Below are 15662 nucleotides of genomic sequence, written 5' to 3'. Positions count from 1 at the left end.
CGGAACGCTTCACCGGGGTGCACGATGTTTGCGGGAGGTAATTCCCGTCATGACCGGACAACTCCCCATGTCTCGTCACCAGTGCGGAAGTTCAGGCTCCGGATGTCTCTTCGAGTTACCAGTGCGTCGGTAGTAGGCTCGCGCCCATTGTTGACGCACAGGTGTGCCCCCTGGCCGGCAGGGGGACCGAGCTGGGGGAGGCCATGCGCTTTCGCGGGAAGTCGATCCGCCGGAAAATGGTGGCGCTGCTTCTCGTGCCGCTGGTGTCCCTGACCGCGATCTGGGGATTCGCCACGGTACTCACCGGGCGAGAGGTGGCCCAGCTGTTCACGGTGTCCTCCCTCGTCGAGAAGATCGGCTACTCCACCGAGGACGCCGTCCGCGTCGTCCAGCAGGAGCGACGCCAGGCCCTCGTCTACCTCGCCGACCGCCGCGCCTCCGACGCGCTGTCCGCCCTCCGGGAGAGCCGGAAGGCCACCGACACCGCCATCGCCGAGATCCGCCGGAACGCCCGGGACCCCGACGTCCGCGACGGCATGGACGCGAACGACACCGAACACCTCACGGCCGTGCTGGACGCCTTCGACGGCATCGGCCCCCTGCGGCGCAGCGTCGAGGACGGCACGGTGAAACGCGCCGAGGCGCTCCACCAGTACAACCTCCTCGTCGAACCCTGCTACGCCCTCCTCGCCTCCCTCGACGGCATCGACAACGTCGCCATGGACAAGGAGGCCCGCGCCCTCCTCAACGTCACACGCGCCCGTGAACTGCTGTCCCGCGAGGACGCGTTGCTCAGCTCCGCCCTCGTGGTCGGCCGGCTCACCCGCGACGAGATCCGCGACGTCTCGGACCTCATCGCCCAGCGCACCCTGATGTACGACCTGAGCCTGACCGACCTGCCCTCGGCCGAACGCGAACGCTTCCAGCACTTCTGGAAGAACGGCTCCACGGCACCGCTCCGGGTCGCCGAGCAGTCCGTCATCTTCTCCCAGCCGGGACGCCCCAGCACCGTGGACGCCCAGGACTGGGACACCGCCGCCGGCGGTGTGCTCGACGAGCTCGGCAAACTGAACGACGAGGCCGGCGACCGCTACCAGGACCGCGTCCGCCCCGTCGCGATGGGCGTCATCCTCAAAGCCGTCGTCGCCGGCGTCCTCGGACTGCTCGCCGTGCTGTTCTCGCTCTTCCTGTCCGTACGGATCGGCCGCGGCCTCGTCCGGGACCTGCGCCAGCTCCGCCTCGACGCCCACGAGGCCTCCGGCGTCCGGCTGCCCAGCGTGATGCGCAGGCTGTCCGCCGGTGAACAGGTCGACATCGAGACCGAGGTGCCGCGTCTCGCCTACGACAAGAACGAGATCGGCGAGGTCGGCCAGGCCCTCAACACCCTCCAGCGAGCCGCCGTGGAGGCCGCCGTCAAACAGGCCGAACTGCGCGCCGGCGTCTCCGAGGTCTTCGTCAACCTCGCCCGCCGCAGCCAGGTCCTCCTGCACAAGCAGCTCACCCTCCTCGACACCATGGAACGCCGGACCGAGGACACCGACGAACTCGCCGACCTGTTCCGTCTGGACCACCTGACCACGCGCATGCGCCGCCACGCCGAGGGACTGGTGATCCTCTCCGGCGCCGCCCCGTCCCGGCAGTGGCGCAAACCCGTCCAGCTCATGGACGTCGTACGCGCCGCGGTCGCCGAGGTCGAGGACTACGAGCGCATCGAGGTACGCCGGCTGCCCCGCGTCGCCGTCACCGGGCCGGCCGTCGCCGACCTCACCCATCTGGTCGCCGAACTCCTCGAGAACGCCACGGTGTTCTCCCCGCCCCACACCGCGGTCCAGGTCCTCGGCGAGCGGGTCGCCAACGGCTTCACCCTGGAGATCCACGACCGCGGCCTGGGCATGGCCGCCGACGCCCTGCTCGACGCCAATCTCCGGCTCGCCGAGACCCCCGAGTTCGAGCTGTCCGACACCGACCGCCTCGGTCTCTTCGTGGTCAGCCGGCTCGCCCAGCGGCAGAACGTCCGCGTCTCCCTGCAGCCCTCGCCGTACGGCGGCACCACCGCCGTCGTCTTCATCCCGGACGCCCTCCTCACCGACGACGTCCCGGACACCAACGGCATCGGCTTCCGCCTCGACCGGCCCACCCCCTCGAAGGAGGTCGAACTGGAGGAGTCGCGACGCGCCGCGCTCTCGAAGGTGCCGGCCCGTACGCCGGGGCTGCCGGCCGCGCTCCTCGACGGCCCTGTCGAACTCGAGGCCCCCGTCGACCTCGACGCCCTGAGCGACTTCCCGGACCCCCTCGACGAGGAGGACGGAGAGCAAGGCGGCCTCTTCCACCCGCGCCGCGCGTTCGGCCGCTCCGAGGACGACACCACGAGGCGCCGCGGCGATCTGGGCCCGGTCGCCGGGGTCCCCGACGCCGCGGACGACGACCCGAACGCCCCGGTCCCGCTGCCACGACGCGGCGCCCCCAAACTGGTCAGCTCCCACGGACGGCCCGTCACCGACCACCGGACCCGCCTGGAGAAGACCGACGCGGAACCCTCGTACCGCCCGAGCCGCGCGCAGTCCGACGGTCTCGCCCCGCTGCCCACCCGGCGCCGCGGCACGGGCCCCCGGGGCGGTATCGCCGACGCGGCGCGACCCCAGCGCTCCGGCGACCCCGCCGGGCCCGGACGGACGGCCGGATCCGGCCGCTCCGACGCACCGGACACCGCCAGGCCCGACGCCGTCGGCCCGCACGAGCCCGCCGCCCTGACCGGGCGCGCCCGCCGCCCCGAGATCGCGGCCGGCGGACCCGACGACACCACCCCGGACCCCAGCACGGCCCCGCAGCCGCCCGCACCCGGCACGGGCGCGCTGCCCCGGCGGGTCCGGCAGGCCAGCCTGGCACCCCAGCTCAAGAAAGCACCCGCACCCCGTCCCACGGCGCCGGACCCCGGCGAACGCGACGCGGACGAGGTACGCAGCCGTATGGCCTCGCTCCAGCGCGGCTGGCAGCGCGGGCGTAAGGAGAACGCCGCGGGCGACGACACCGCCCCGGGCGGCACAGCACCACAGGGAACGAACAAGGGGGACGGTCGATGACCGCACCAAAGGCGACCGACCACGCCGCGACCACCCAGAACGGCGAGCTCAACTGGCTCCTCGACGACCTGGTGGACCGCGTCGCCAGCATCCGCAAGGCCGTCGTGCTCTCCGGGGACGGCCTGGCGACCGGCGTGTCCAAGGACCTGACCCGTGAGGACAGCGAGCACCTGGCCGCCGTCGCCTCCGGGTTCCACAGCCTCGCCAAGGGCGTGGGCCGGCACTTCGAGGCGGGCAGCGTCCGACAGACCGTCGTCGAACTCGACGAGGCCTTCCTGTTCGTCACCGCCGCCGGTGACGGCAGCTGTCTCGCGGTGCTCTCGGACGCGGACTCCGACGTCGGCCAGGTCGCCTACGAGATGACACTCCTCGTGAAGCGGGTCGGCGTGCATCTGGGGACCGCACCGCGCACCGATCTGTCCTCGGGCGGGTAGTGGGAAGGCATGAGCGCTGACGGTCAGGGAAGAAGCCACTGGTTCGACGACGAGGCCGGACCGGTCGTCCGCCCCTACGCGATGACACGCGGCCGCACCACGAGTGCGGCCCAGCACCGCCTCGACCTGATCGCGGTGGTCGTCACCGAACCGCACGCGGACGATCCGGAAGCCGACTCGACGCTGTCCCCGGAACACGTGGAGATCGTCGGACTGTGCCGTGAGACCCCGCAGTCCGTCGCCGAACTCTCCGCCGAGCTCGACCTGCCCGTCGGAGTGGTACGGGTCCTCGTCGGCGACCTCGTGGACGGCGAATTCGTCCATGTGAACCGCCCTGTCCCACCGGCCGAGATGGTCGACGAGAGTATTCTGCGCGACGTGATCGACGGCCTGCGGGCGCTGTGAGCGGCGCGGAAGCGGGGTAGTGACGTGACAGCCTGGCAGTTCTGGGTCGACCGGGGCGGCACCTTCACGGACATCGTCGCGCGCCGCCCGGACGGCCGGCTGCTCACCCACAAACTGCTGTCGGAGAACCCGGCCCGCTACGCGGACGCGGCCGTCGCGGGCGTCCGGGAACTCCTCGGCGACTCCACCGCCCCCGTCGAAGCCGTCCGCATGGGCACCACCGTCGCCACGAACGCCCTCCTCGAACGCAAGGGCGAGCGGACCCTCCTGGTGATCACCCGCGGCTTCCGTGACGCCCTGCGCATCGCCTACCAGAACCGGCCGCACATCTTCGCCCGCCGCATCGACCTCCCGGAACTGCTGTACGAACGGGTGGTCGAGGTCGACGAACGCATCGCGGCGGACGGGACCGTCCTGCGCGCCCCCGACCTGGAGGCCCTCACCGGCCCGCTCCAGGAGGCGTACGACGACGGCATCCGGGCCGTCGCCGTCGTCTGCCTGCACAGCCATCTGCACCCCGGGCACGAACAGGACATCGGCCGGCTCGCCGCCCGTATCGGCTTCCAACAGATCTCGCTGTCCAGCGAGGTCAGCCCCCTGATGAAGCTCGTGCCCCGCGGGGACACCGCCGTCGTCGACGCCTACCTCTCGCCGGTCCTGCGCCGCTACGTCCAGCACGTCGCCGAGGAACTCGACGGCGTACGGCTGATGTTCATGCAGTCCAACGGCGGTCTCGCCGAAGCGGGACAGTTCCGCGGCAAGGACGCCATCCTCTCCGGTCCCGCGGGCGGCATCGTCGGCATGGCGCGGATGTCGCAGCTCGCCGGCCACCACCGGGTCATCGGCTTCGACATGGGCGGCACCTCCACGGACGTGTCCCACTTCGCCGGCGACTACGAGCGCGTCTTCACCACACAGATCGCCGGCGTCCGGCTGCGCGCGCCCATGCTGGACATCCACACCGTCGCGGCCGGCGGCGGATCGGTGCTGCACTTCGACGGGTCGCGCTACCGCGTAGGGCCGGACTCGGCGGGCGCGGACCCGGGGCCCGCCTGCTACCGGGGCGGCGGCCCGCTCACCGTCACCGACGCCAACGTCATGCTCGGCCGCATCCAGCCCGCGCACTTCCCCGCCGTCTTCGGCCCCCGGGGCGACCAGCCCCTCGACGCCGGCCTCGTCCGCGAACGCTTCACCGCGCTCGCCGCCGAGATCCGTGACCGCACCGGCGACGACCGCACCCCGGAGCAGGTCGCCGAGGGCTACCTGCGGATCGCGGTCGCCAACATCGCCAACGCCGTGAAGCGGATCTCCGTCCAGAAGGGGCACGACGTCACCCGCTACGCCCTCACCACCTTCGGCGGCGCCGGCGGCCAGCACGCGTGCAAGGTGGCGGACTCCCTCGGCATCCGTACCGTCCTCGTGCCTCCCATGGCCGGTGTCCTGTCCGCGCTCGGCATCGGCCTCGCCGACACCACGGCGATGCGGGAACAGTCCGTCGAAGCACCCCTGGAACCGGCGTCGATGGGCGGAGTCCTGAAGACCGCGGACGACCTGGAGGCGGCCGCCGGCACCGAACTCCTCGACGAGGACGTCCCCGCCGACCGCATCCGGGTCACCCGCCGCGCCCAGCTGCGCTACGACGGCACCGACACCACCCTCACCGTCGAACTCACCGAGCCCGACACCATGCGGCGAGCCTTCGAAGAACGTCATCGCGCCACGTACTCCTTCACGCTCGACCGCCCGATCGTCGTCGAAGCCCTCTCCGTCGAAGCCACCGGCCTCACCGAACCCCCCGATCTCTCCGCTCTCACGCCCCCCGGCACCGCCCGCGAGGACAGCCCGGAGGACCCGCGCACCGTCCGCCTCCACACCGGCGGCACCTGGCGCGACGTCCCCCTGCACCGCCGGGAGCGACTGGCCCCCGGCGCATCCGTCACCGGCCCGGCGATCATCGCCGAGTCCGGTGCGACGACCGTCGTCGACGACGGCTGGCGAGCCGGGACGTCCGACGACGGGCATCTGGTCATGGAACGCGTGGCGGTCACGGAGAGTTCCGAACTCGACACGAAAGCCGATCCGGTTCTGCTGGAGGTCCTCAACAACCTCTTCATGTCGATCGCCGAGCAGATGGGCGCCCGCCTGGAGTCCACGGCCCAGTCCGTCAACATCAAGGAGCGCCTGGACTTCTCCTGCGCGCTCTTCGACCCGGACGGAAACCTGGTGGCCAACGCCCCGCACATCCCCGTCCACCTGGGCTCCATGGGCACCAGCGTCAAAGAGGTCATCCACCGCCGCGGTGACCGGATGCGCCCGGGCGACACCTACGCCGTCAACGACCCGTACCACGGCGGCACCCACCTGCCCGACGTCACCGTGATCACCCCGGTCTTCGGCACCGACCCCCGGACGGACACGGAGGGTGAGCAGAGCATCCTCTTCTACGTCGCCTCACGCGGCCACCACGCGGAGATCGGCGGCATCGCGCCCGGATCCATGCCCGCGAACAGCCGCACCATCGACGAGGAGGGCGTCCTCTTCGACAACTGGCTGCTCGCCGAGGACGGCCGCTTCCGCGAGGAGGAGACCCACCGCCTGCTCACCGAGGCGCCCCACCCCTCCCGCAACCCCGCCACCAACCTCGCCGACCTGCGGGCCCAGATCGCGGCCAACCGCAAGGGCGCCGACGAGGTCGCCCGCATGATCGACGACTTCGGCCTCGACGTCGTCCAGGCCTATATGCGGCACGTCCAGGACAACGCCGAGGAAGCGGTCCGCCGCGTCATCGACGCCCTGGACGACGGCGAGTACGCCTACGAGACCGACTCCGGCGCCGTCATCCGCGTCCGCGTGCGCGTGGACCGCGCCCAGCGCGCCGCCACCGTCGACTTCACCGGCACCTCTCCGCAGCTGACCAGCAACTTCAACGCCCCCTTCGCCGTCGTCAACGCCGCGGTCCTGTACGTCTTCCGCACCCTGGTCGCCGACGACATCCCCCTCAACGACGGCTGCCTGCGCCCCCTGCGCATCGTCGTGCCGCCCGGCTCCCTGCTCGCCCCGCAGCCCCCGGCCGCCGTCGTCGCGGGCAACGTGGAGACGTCCCAGGCGATTACCGGTGCCCTCTACGCCGCCCTCGGCGTCCAGGCGGAGGGCTCAGGAACCATGAACAACGTCACCTTCGGCAACGCGCGCCACCAGTACTACGAGACCGTGGCCTCTGGTTCCGGCGCGGGCGACGGCTTCCCCGGTGCCCCCGTCGTCCAGACCCACATGACCAACTCCCGCCTCACCGACCCCGAGGTGCTGGAGTGGCGGCTGCCCGTACGGCTCGACGAGTTCGCGGTCCGGCACGGCAGCGGCGGCGCCGGACGGTGGCGCGGCGGCGACGGCGCGGTACGCCGCATCCGCTTCCTCGAACCCATGACCGTGTCGACACTGTCCCAGCACCGCAGGGTGCCGCCGTACGGCATGGCGGGCGGCGCACCCGGCGCCCTGGGCGCCAACCGCGTCGAACACGCGGACGGCACGGTGACCACGCTGGCCGGAAGCGACTCGGCCGACGTCGGCCCCGGCGACGTACTCGTCATCGAAACCCCCGGCGGCGGAGGCTACGGCCCACCGTCGCGCGACCCCCATCAAGCAGGAGAAGAGATCGATGATCTTCGGGCGTTCTGAGCGCGGGAAGCCTCCGGTCGAGCCCGTCACGCTCAAGATCCTCGTGGCCGGCGGCTTCGGCGTGGGGAAGACCACGCTCGTCGGCGCGGTCAGCGAGATACGGCCGCTGCGCACCGAGGAGCTGCTCACCGAGGCCGGACGGCCGATCGACGACACGAGCGGTGTCGAGGGCAAGCGCACCACCACCGTGGCAATGGACTTCGGGCGCATTACCCTGCGCGAGGACCTGGTGCTGTACCTCTTCGGCACGCCCGGTCAGGAGCGGTTCTGGTTCATGTGGGACGAGTTGTCCGAGGGAGCGCTCGGCGCCGTCGTCCTGGCCGACACCCGCCGCCTCCAGGACTGCTTCGCGGCCGTCGACTACTTCGAGCGGCGCGGCATCCCGTTCGTCGTCGGCGTCAACTGCTTCGAGGGGGCCGCCCGTTATCCCGCGGAGACGGTACGGCAGGCCCTGGACCTCGACCCGGACGTACCGCTGCTCCTGTGCGACGCCCGGGACCGCGAGTCGGTCAAGGAGGTCCTGATCGGCGTCGTTCAGCACGCCATGGCGTTCCAGGCGGAGCGCCGCCAGGCCGTGACCACCTGACAGCGGGACGAGCTGCCGAGGGCCACGACCCGTACCCCCGCCGACCGGGGTACGGGCCGCGGCCCGTGGGCCCACGCGCCTGTGGGTTCGCGCGGCCCGCACACGCGTGTGCCCCCTTCCGGGATCCTTACACCGAGACCGGCCCCCCCCCACGAGGAGGGGGACCGGTCCCGGTGGCGAAGGGGCTCAGCTCTGGCCGTCCTCCTCCCAGCCGAAGCTCTTCTCCACCGCCTTGCGCCAGTTGTGGTACTCGCGGTCGCGTTCCTCGGCCGACATGGACGGCGTCCACTCCGTGTCCTTCGCCCAGTGCGCCTTGAGCTCGTCCAGGTCGTTCCACACGCCGGTCGCCAGCCCGGCCGCGTACGCGGCGCCGAGGCAGGTCGTCTCGGAGATCTTCGGCCGGATCACCGGCACGTCCAGCACATCGGCCTGGTGCTGCATGAGCAGATTGTTCTTCGTCATGCCGCCGTCGACCTTCAGGCTGGTGATGTGCACACCGGAGTCCTGGACCATGGCGTCCACCACCTCGCGCGTCTGCCAGCTTGTCGCCTCCAGGACGGCACGGGCCAGATGCGCCTTGGTGACGTACCGGGTCAGGCCGGTGACGACACCGCGCGCGTCGGAACGCCAGTACGGCGCGAAGAGGCCGGAGAAGGCCGGCACGATGTACGCGCCGCCGTTGTCCTCGACGCTGGCCGCCAGCGGTTCGATGTCGTCGGCGGTCCGGATGATGCCGAGCTGGTCGCGGAACCACTGGACGAGGGCGCCCGTGATGGCGATCGCGCCCTCCAGGCAGTACACCGGGGCCTCGCTGCCGATCTTGTAGCCCATCGTCGTCAGCAGCCCGCTCTTCGACGGCACCGGACGGTTGCCGGTGTTGAGCAGCAGGAAGCTGCCGGTGCCGTAGGTGTTCTTCGCGCTGCCCACGTCGTAGCAGGCCTGCCCGAACACGGCGGCCTGCTGGTCGCCGAGCGCCGAGGCGACCGGCACCCCGGCGAGCTGACCGACAGCGGTGCCGTACACCTCGGCGGACGACTTGATCTCCGGCAGCATCGCCTCCGGCACGTTCATGGCCGACAGGATCGACGGATCCCACTGGAGGGTCTGCAGGTTCATCAGCATGGTGCGCCCGGCGTTCGTCACGTCGGTGACGTGCTTCCCGCCGTCGGTGCCGCCGGTGAGGTTGTAGATCAACCACGAGTCGATCGTGCCGAAGGCGATCTCCCCGCGTTCGGCCCGGTCCCGCAGACCGGGCACGTTGTCCAGCAGCCATGCCGCCTTGGGGCCGGAGAAGTAGCTGGCCAGCGGCAGCCCGGTCTGCTCACGGAAGCGGTCCTGCCCCTCCGCGCCGCCCAGCTGGGCGCACAACTGGGCCGTGCGCGTGTCCTGCCACACGATGGCGTTGTGCACCGGCTTGCCCGTCGCGCGGTCCCACAGGACGGTCGTCTCGCGCTGGTTGGTGATGCCGAGCGCGCTGAGCTGGTCGGCCTTCAGCCCCGCCTTGGCGATCGCACCGGCGACCACCGCCTGCACCTTGGACCAGATCTCGGTCGCGTCGTGCTCCACCCAGCCGGGCTTGGGGAAGATCTGCCGGTGCTCGCGCTGGTCGACGGCGACGATGGCACCGTCCTGGTTGAAGACGATGCAGCGGCTGGAGGTCGTGCCTTGATCGATTGCGGCGACGAACTTGTCCGTCATGACGTCCCCTTCGTCGTATCCGTCAGAAGGCTGCGTTGAAGATGAGGCCCGCCAGCGCCCCGCCGATCAGCGGTCCGACCACCGGAATCCACGCGTAGCCCCAGTCCGACGACCCCTTGTTGGGGATCGGCAGCAGGGAGTGGATGATGCGAGGGCCGAGGTCACGGGCCGGGTTGATCGCGTATCCCGTGGGACCGCCGAGGGACAGACCGATGCCGACCACCAGGAACGACACGATCAGGATCCCGGTCCCCGACAGGGCGAGTCCCTTGGTCAGGCCGAACGCCAGGAGCGGCAGCACCAGCCCGATGGTCGCGATGATCTCGGTGATGAGGTTCGCCACGGGATGCCGGATCGCCGGCGCCGTGGAGAAGATCCCCAGCGTCGGCTGTGCGATGTCCTTGTCGGCGTTGGCCTGGAACTGCGCGAAGTAGACCAGCCAGCACAGCACCGCCCCCAGCATCGCGCCCACCATCTGGCCCGCGATGTACAGGGGGACCTTGTCCCATTCGCCCGTGTCGATGGCGATTCCCAAGGTCACGGCCGGATTGAGATGCCCGCCGGACAGCGGCGCCGCGGTGTACGCGCCCGCCATGACGGCGAAGCCCCATCCGAACGCGATGACGATCCAGCCACCGTCTTTCGCCTTCGAATAGTTGAGGACGACAGCGGCGACCACTCCGGCGCCGAACAGGATCAGAATCGCGGTGCCTATGACCTCACCGACGAAGATGTCTCCATTGCTCATGGCGGCTCCTAGGCCTGGCCGGGACGATCGGCCCCGGTTTCTCCGTGCGGGGTGCGTTCCCTCGGCGACTTCAGCCGAAGGCGGGGCGTGTCCCGCGCCCCACCCGGCGTCCGTGACGAGCGTGCCGTCGCAACCGAGTCGCCGGAGGGGGAGGGCCTGATACGGGCGCAACCGCGCGGCGCGCTGCGTGGATACGCCGACAAATATGGGGCGATGTCGGCTGACACCGGGAAGTGTTCACCGGCGTCCGGGGGGCGTCAAGGTCGCGGACGCCGACGGTTGGGGGACGTGCCGACGACTCACGGACCGTCACCGGTCCGGCCCGTGGCACGCCCGCTCGGATGCGGGACGAACGACGCGGCCCTGCACGGACCGACAGGCAGGCCAGCTCCTGCCGAGCCGGGCAGTGGCCACTGACCATGGCTCACATGGGGTCGGGCGGATGGCCTCCGCCGACCTCGTGACAGAAGAATCTCACCGTCTGCCCGGGTCCGCCACCGCCCGCCCGCGCGGCTGACCGTGGGCTTCGTGGCCCCACGTCCACGCCGCCGGCCGGTGGCAGCCTTCCCGGCCCCTCACCGCACGGCGACCACCGCGGACCCGTGCCCGAACAGGCCCTGGTTCGCGGCCAGGCCCACGCGGGCGCCGGGGACCTGCCGGTCGCCGGTGACTCCGCGTAACGGCCAGGTCAGCTCGCACGCCTACGGCGTCCCCGGCGCCGTGCCGGCGGGCGAAGTCCATGCCCGCCAGTACCAGCGCGGCCCCGCCGTCGGAGGTTGCGCAGATGTCGAGCAGCGGCAGCGGATCGGCGACCACGGCCGACGCGGCGACCTCCTTGCGGTAGCGGGCGTAGGGATTCCGAGCACCCAGGGCGGCGTTCTTCACCTTGACCTGCGCGAAGTCCTCCAGCATGTCCCCGTGCACCGTCATCCGCCGACGCGAGTACAGCCCGAAGTACGTCGGATTCGTCGCCCCCAGGATGCGGAAGCGTAGCCAGTCCGGTCGTCCGGCCGATCCCCGCCCGGGGGCCGCAGGAACCCCTTGCGAGCCGCGTCGGCCCCCACCACCAGCACCACGTCCGCCAGTCCCGCGAGGATCTGCGCCCGCGCGGTGGCGATGGCCTGCGCTCCCGAGGCGCAGGCCGCGTAGACACTCGTGACACGGGTGCCCTGCCAGCGGAGCGCCTTCGCGAACGTCGCCCCGGCGGCATGCCGCGGATAGCCGCCACGCACCGTGTCGGCGCCGACGATCGATCCGACGTCCCGCCGCTCCAGTCCCGCGTCCGCGAGCGCTGCGCGGGCCGCCTTCACGCCGTACTCGACGAAGCCGCGCCCCCACTTGCCCCACGGATGCATGCCCGCACCGAGCACCACCACGTCCCGCGTCATGCCTCCACCCCCGTAGGCCGCCACTGCCAGGTCGTCCAGGTCGTCTCCGTGTCCTCGTACAGCACACCGGCGACGGCGCCCGCACCTTCATGCCCACCGCCGGATCGGCGACGGTGATCCCGGGAGCCGCCTGCCCCGGTACCACGAGACGCTCGGCCGGAAGCTCCACAGCGATCAACGTGCACGGACCCATGGAAGTTCCGGACCGGTCACACAGGGTGACGGAGGACGGTTCCGGCTGTCGGTGTACGACCAGACGCGCCCGCGGGACGACAGCGGCACCCCCACCAGCCGGCCGCCGCCGCAACGGGGGTTGCGGCAGTGGGTGTCCTCCCGGGGGAAGAAGACCGTCGAGCAGGCGGGACACCGCGTGCCGAGCAGCCGGAAGCCGTCTCCGTCGCCGGTGAACCACCCGGCGACCACGGGCGTGCGCGTACGTGGCATGAGCCCTTCCGATGCCACATCTGACGGGCCATCAGAAGTGTGCCAGAGGGGGCCGCCGGACGGCTGGGGACCGGACGCCGACCCTTTGGCGGAGGGCCCTGTTCCAGCCCTGAAGCTCCCAAATCGCCCCCCGCGCAGCCATATCCCGGCCCCCGGAAGACGGCCTTCCACTGATCGGATACAGTCCGCGCGTGTCCGAATCTCAGCACTCCGACCCCAACTCCGCAGCGAACTCCCACTGTTCGAGCTGCGGCGCGCCCTACGGAGAGGGCGTCTCCGGCTGGCCGCGCACCTGCTCCGCGTGCGGCACCGTGGCCTACCGCAACCCGCTGCCCGTGGCCATCGCGCTCCAGCCCGTGTACGACACCAAGGGAACCGCCTTGGTCGTCATCACCCGAAGCATCGCCCCCGCGCGCGGAGGTGTCGCCCTGCCCGGCGGCTACATCGACGACCGGGAGGACTGGCGCCAGGCCGTCGTCCGCGAACTCAAGGAGGAGACCGGCCTCGACGCCGCCGCACGCGATGTGCGGCTCGCCGACGCGATGAGCTCGCCCGACGGGCATCTGCTGCTCTTCGGCCTGCTCCCCGAACGCCCCGCCGACCGCCTGCCGGCCTCCGCCGCGACCGACGAGACCGAGGGATGGCAGCTCCTGCGCAGGCCGGAGGAGCTCGCCTTCCCCCTGCACACGCTGGCCGTCCAGGCGTTCTTCGAGGGCCGCTACATCTGAGCCCGGCGTCCGCCGAGCCCGCGCACCCGCACCGGACGGGGCGACGCGATGGCCCCGTCCTCGTGCTCCAGCTCGACGACCAGTTTCTCGCCGTCCCAGCGAGTGACGTAGCGCTCGATCACCGGCTCCTCCCAGCCGTCTCCCGGATCCGGCACCACCAGCCCGCCCCCGGTCCGCCCGGGGGCGGGAGCCCACACCTCCAGCTCCAGCCCGCCGTCGTCCCCCCGCACGGGGACGACGGCGCCCGAACGCGCCAGCACCGGGATCCGTGCCAAGGGCGCGTCGACGCACACCTCCCCGGGGCCCTCATAGGCCCGCTCCGTCGCCGTGTCGTACCAGCGCCCCCGCGGCAGCCGCACCGCCCGCCGCTCGACACCCCGCTCCAGCACCGGCGCGACCAGCAGACAGTCACCGAGCAGAAAGGCGTCCTCACAGTCGCGCAGCCGCCGGTCGTCGGGCGCCGACCACCACAGCGGACGGACATAGGGCGCGCCCGTGCGCCCCGCCAGGTGTGCCAGCGTCACGAAGTACGGCAGCAGCCGGCGACGCTCGACGAGCGCCACGCGCGCGTGCTCCAGCACCTGGGGGCCGAACTCCCACGGCTCCCGGCGTCCCGCCCGCAGACTCGCGTGCGTACGGAACAGCGGCAGATAGGCGGCCATCTGGAACCAGCGCAGATACAGCTCCGGCGACGGAGAACCGTCGAACCCGCCCACGTCGGGCCCCGAGAACGGCACCCCGCACAGACCGAGCCCCACGACCAGCGACAGCGACGCGCGCAACCCGGGCCACCCCGTGGCCACATCGCCGGACCACGCCCCTCCATAACGCTGCATCCCCGCCCAGCCGGACCGCGAGAACACGAAAGGCCGCTGCTCGGGAGCCAGGTCCAGCAGGCCCTCGTAGCCGGCCCTGGCCATGGTCAGGCCGTACACGTTGTGCGCCTCCCGGTGGTCCCCGCCGCGGCCCTCCAGGCCGTGCCGGGCCGAACGGGGCAGCGTCGTCTCCCCGAACGCCGCGAACGAGGTCGGCTCGTTCATGTCGTGCCAGAAGCCCGCGAAGCCCTGCCCGAGCCGCTCCGCGTACAGCGCACCCCACCACCGGCGCACACGCGCGTGCGTGAAGTCCGGGAACACCACCTCACCCGGCCAGGCGACGCCCCGCACCACACGGCCCGCGGCGTCGCGCACGAACACGTCCTCGGCGCTCCCGCCGTCGTACACGGCCTGTCCGGGCTCCGCGACGACCGCCGGGTCCACGATCGACACCAGGCGCACACCGTCCCCGCGCAGGTCCTCGGCGAGCTCCGGCAGCTTCCCGAACGCCTCCTGGTCGACGGAGAACACCCGGTGTCCGTCGTAGTGGTCGATGTCCAGATGGACCGCGTCCAGCGGAAGCCCCCGCTCCACGTAGCCCGAGACGATCCGGCGCGCCTCGTGCGCACTCCCGAAGCCCCACCGCGCGTGATGGTGCCCCAGCGCCCACGAGGGGGGCGGTGCGGGCGCACCCGTGAGCGACGCCCAGACGAGCAGCACGCGCGCGGGGGTGCCCACCATGACCCAGCACCGCAGGGGCCCGCCCTGCATCCGCAGCTCGCTCGCGCCCGGACGGTCGTGCCCGGAGCCGGCGCCCTCCTCGCCCTCGCGCAACGTCACCGTGCCGTCCCACGACGTGTCGTGGAACACCAGATGCGTCGCCGCGTCCGCCACCACCACCTGCACCGGCATCGTGATGTACAGCGGATCGTCGGCGGGCCCGAACGCACGACCCGGATCCGTGTTCCACAACCGGTACGTGCCACCCCTCAGCCGCGGCCCCGACGCCCGCCCGCCCAGCCCGAAGAACCGGGCGTCCGCGGCGACCTCCGACCGCTGCATCCACCGCGCCACCCCACCCCCGACCGGCTCCCACCACCGCGGCGGCTCATCCCGGCGCACCAGCACCCCACCGGGCGTCTGCACCTCCACCGCGCCGTGCCGCGAGATCACCACGGTCACGCGCTCGGCCACCACCCGCCAGCCGCCCTCCGTGTCCGGCTCCAGCACCGCCCGGGCGTCCGGCTCAGGAGATCCCGCGAGCGCGTACGACGGCTCGGGGGATGCCCCGTCCCACCCCCAGAAGACCGCCCCGTTCACCGCGACGATCACGCTCAGCTCGGAACGGCTGAACCGGATGACCCCGCCTCCAGGGCCGGGCCGCACCTCCTGCACGGTGCCCGGCACCCGGGCGCGCTCGGGACCCCTCGGCGGCAACCCGGCGGCATCGGCACGCCGCGTACGCCACGCCGCCCGCAGGGTGCGCACGGCATGGGCGGCCCCCGCAGCACCCACCGCCCTCATCGAACGCACCAGGTCACGACCGTTCATGCTGCTCAGCCTGCCATTGAGGACCCACGCGCGGGGGGTCGTTCAACTGCCGTTCACTCGTGCCCGGACCACATCTTCACGACACGGACTATGTGGGGCGCACCCTGGTG

General features: G+C 71.8%; 9 protein-coding genes and 2 pseudogenes. 6 read left to right on the top strand and 5 right to left on the bottom strand.

Annotation, left to right across the window (positions count from 1 at the left end):
* The first annotated feature begins 203 nt into the window (after positions 1-203).
* The 5 genes from F8R89_RS05995 to F8R89_RS05975 are packed head-to-tail and all read left to right on the top strand — an operon-like array spanning position 204 to position 8180.
* Positions 204-3080 carry a nitrate- and nitrite sensing domain-containing protein gene (locus F8R89_RS05995; protein WP_151782987.1) on the top strand — a complete coding sequence of 959 codons (2877 nt, stop codon included), beginning with the start codon at positions 204-206 and terminating at the stop codon, positions 3078-3080.
* A complete protein-coding gene (locus tag F8R89_RS05990) occupies positions 3077-3514 on the top strand; it encodes a roadblock/LC7 domain-containing protein (protein ID WP_151782986.1) in 438 nt (145 codons plus the stop codon). Before F8R89_RS05995 ends, F8R89_RS05990 begins: the two co-directional genes overlap by 4 nt.
* Positions 3515-3523: 9 nt before the next feature.
* A complete protein-coding gene (locus tag F8R89_RS05985) occupies positions 3524-3919 on the top strand; it encodes a DUF742 domain-containing protein (RefSeq protein ID WP_151782985.1) in 396 nt (131 codons plus the stop codon).
* Positions 3920-3943: 24 nt separating this feature from the next.
* Positions 3944-7594 (top strand): hydantoinase B/oxoprolinase family protein, encoded by a 3651-nt coding sequence (locus F8R89_RS05980; RefSeq protein WP_151782984.1) that lies wholly within the window; start codon positions 3944-3946, stop codon positions 7592-7594.
* A complete protein-coding gene (locus F8R89_RS05975) occupies positions 7575-8180 on the top strand; it encodes a GTP-binding protein (protein ID WP_151782983.1) in 606 nt (201 codons plus the stop codon). The genes F8R89_RS05980 and F8R89_RS05975 overlap by 20 nt, the downstream gene beginning before the upstream one ends.
* 186 nt (positions 8181-8366) lie before the next feature.
* Here F8R89_RS05975 and glpK read toward each other — a convergent pair whose 3' ends face one another.
* The 4 genes and pseudogenes from glpK to F8R89_RS05955 all read right to left on the bottom strand — a co-directional run bounded on the left by glpK (position 8367) and on the right by F8R89_RS05955 (position 12437).
* A complete protein-coding gene (glpK, locus tag F8R89_RS05970) occupies positions 8367-9878 on the bottom strand; it encodes a glycerol kinase GlpK (RefSeq protein WP_151782982.1) in 1512 nt (503 codons plus the stop codon).
* A gap of 22 nt (positions 9879-9900) precedes the next feature.
* Entirely contained in the window at positions 9901-10626 is a 726-nt protein-coding gene (locus tag F8R89_RS05965) for an MIP/aquaporin family protein (RefSeq protein WP_151782981.1), read from the bottom strand.
* Positions 10627-11201: 575 nt separating this feature from the next.
* A pseudogene (locus F8R89_RS05960) lies at positions 11202-12014 on the bottom strand (beta-ketoacyl synthase N-terminal-like domain-containing protein).
* Positions 12011-12437: pseudogene (locus tag F8R89_RS05955) on the bottom strand (Zn-ribbon domain-containing OB-fold protein). The pseudogenes F8R89_RS05960 and F8R89_RS05955 overlap by 4 nt, the downstream one beginning before the upstream one ends.
* A gap of 212 nt (positions 12438-12649) precedes the next feature.
* Here F8R89_RS05955 and F8R89_RS05950 point away from each other — a divergent pair.
* Positions 12650-13186 (top strand): NUDIX domain-containing protein, encoded by a 537-nt coding sequence (locus F8R89_RS05950; RefSeq protein ID WP_151782980.1) that lies wholly within the window; start codon positions 12650-12652, stop codon positions 13184-13186.
* Here the strand turns inward: F8R89_RS05950 and F8R89_RS05945 are convergent.
* Positions 13177-15552: a TIM-barrel domain-containing protein gene (locus tag F8R89_RS05945; protein ID WP_151782979.1), complete on the bottom strand. Its 2376-nt coding sequence runs from the start codon at positions 15550-15552 to the stop codon at positions 13177-13179. The two genes, F8R89_RS05950 and F8R89_RS05945, sit on opposite strands and share 10 nt — an antisense overlap.
* Positions 15553-15662: the final 110 nt, after the last annotated feature.

The sequence above is a fragment of the Streptomyces sp. SS1-1 genome, assembly GCF_008973465.1.
In the GTDB taxonomy this organism is placed as follows: Bacteria; Actinomycetota; Actinomycetes; order Streptomycetales; family Streptomycetaceae; genus Streptomyces.
The sequence above is the reverse complement of the archived record's forward strand: the minus strand, read 5'-3'. Positions and strand labels throughout refer to the sequence as shown.

Bases quoted from the DNA above. Each gene is read 5' to 3' on its own strand.
- F8R89_RS05995 (WP_151782987.1), top strand. From the start codon at position 204: ATGCGCTTTCGCGGGAAGTCGATCCGCCGGAAAATGGTGGCGCTGCTT.
- F8R89_RS05990 (WP_151782986.1), top strand. From the start codon at position 3,077: ATGACCGCACCAAAGGCGACCGACCACGCCGCGACCACCCAGAACGGC.
- F8R89_RS05985 (WP_151782985.1), top strand. From the start codon at position 3,524: ATGAGCGCTGACGGTCAGGGAAGAAGCCACTGGTTCGACGACGAGGCC.
- F8R89_RS05975 (WP_151782983.1), top strand. From the start codon at position 7,575: ATGATCTTCGGGCGTTCTGAGCGCGGGAAGCCTCCGGTCGAGCCCGTC.
- glpK (WP_151782982.1), bottom strand. From the start codon at position 9,878: ATGACGGACAAGTTCGTCGCCGCAATCGATCAAGGCACGACCTCCAGC.
- F8R89_RS05965 (WP_151782981.1), bottom strand. From the start codon at position 10,626: ATGAGCAATGGAGACATCTTCGTCGGTGAGGTCATAGGCACCGCGATT.
- F8R89_RS05945 (WP_151782979.1), bottom strand. From the start codon at position 15,552: ATGAACGGTCGTGACCTGGTGCGTTCGATGAGGGCGGTGGGTGCTGCG.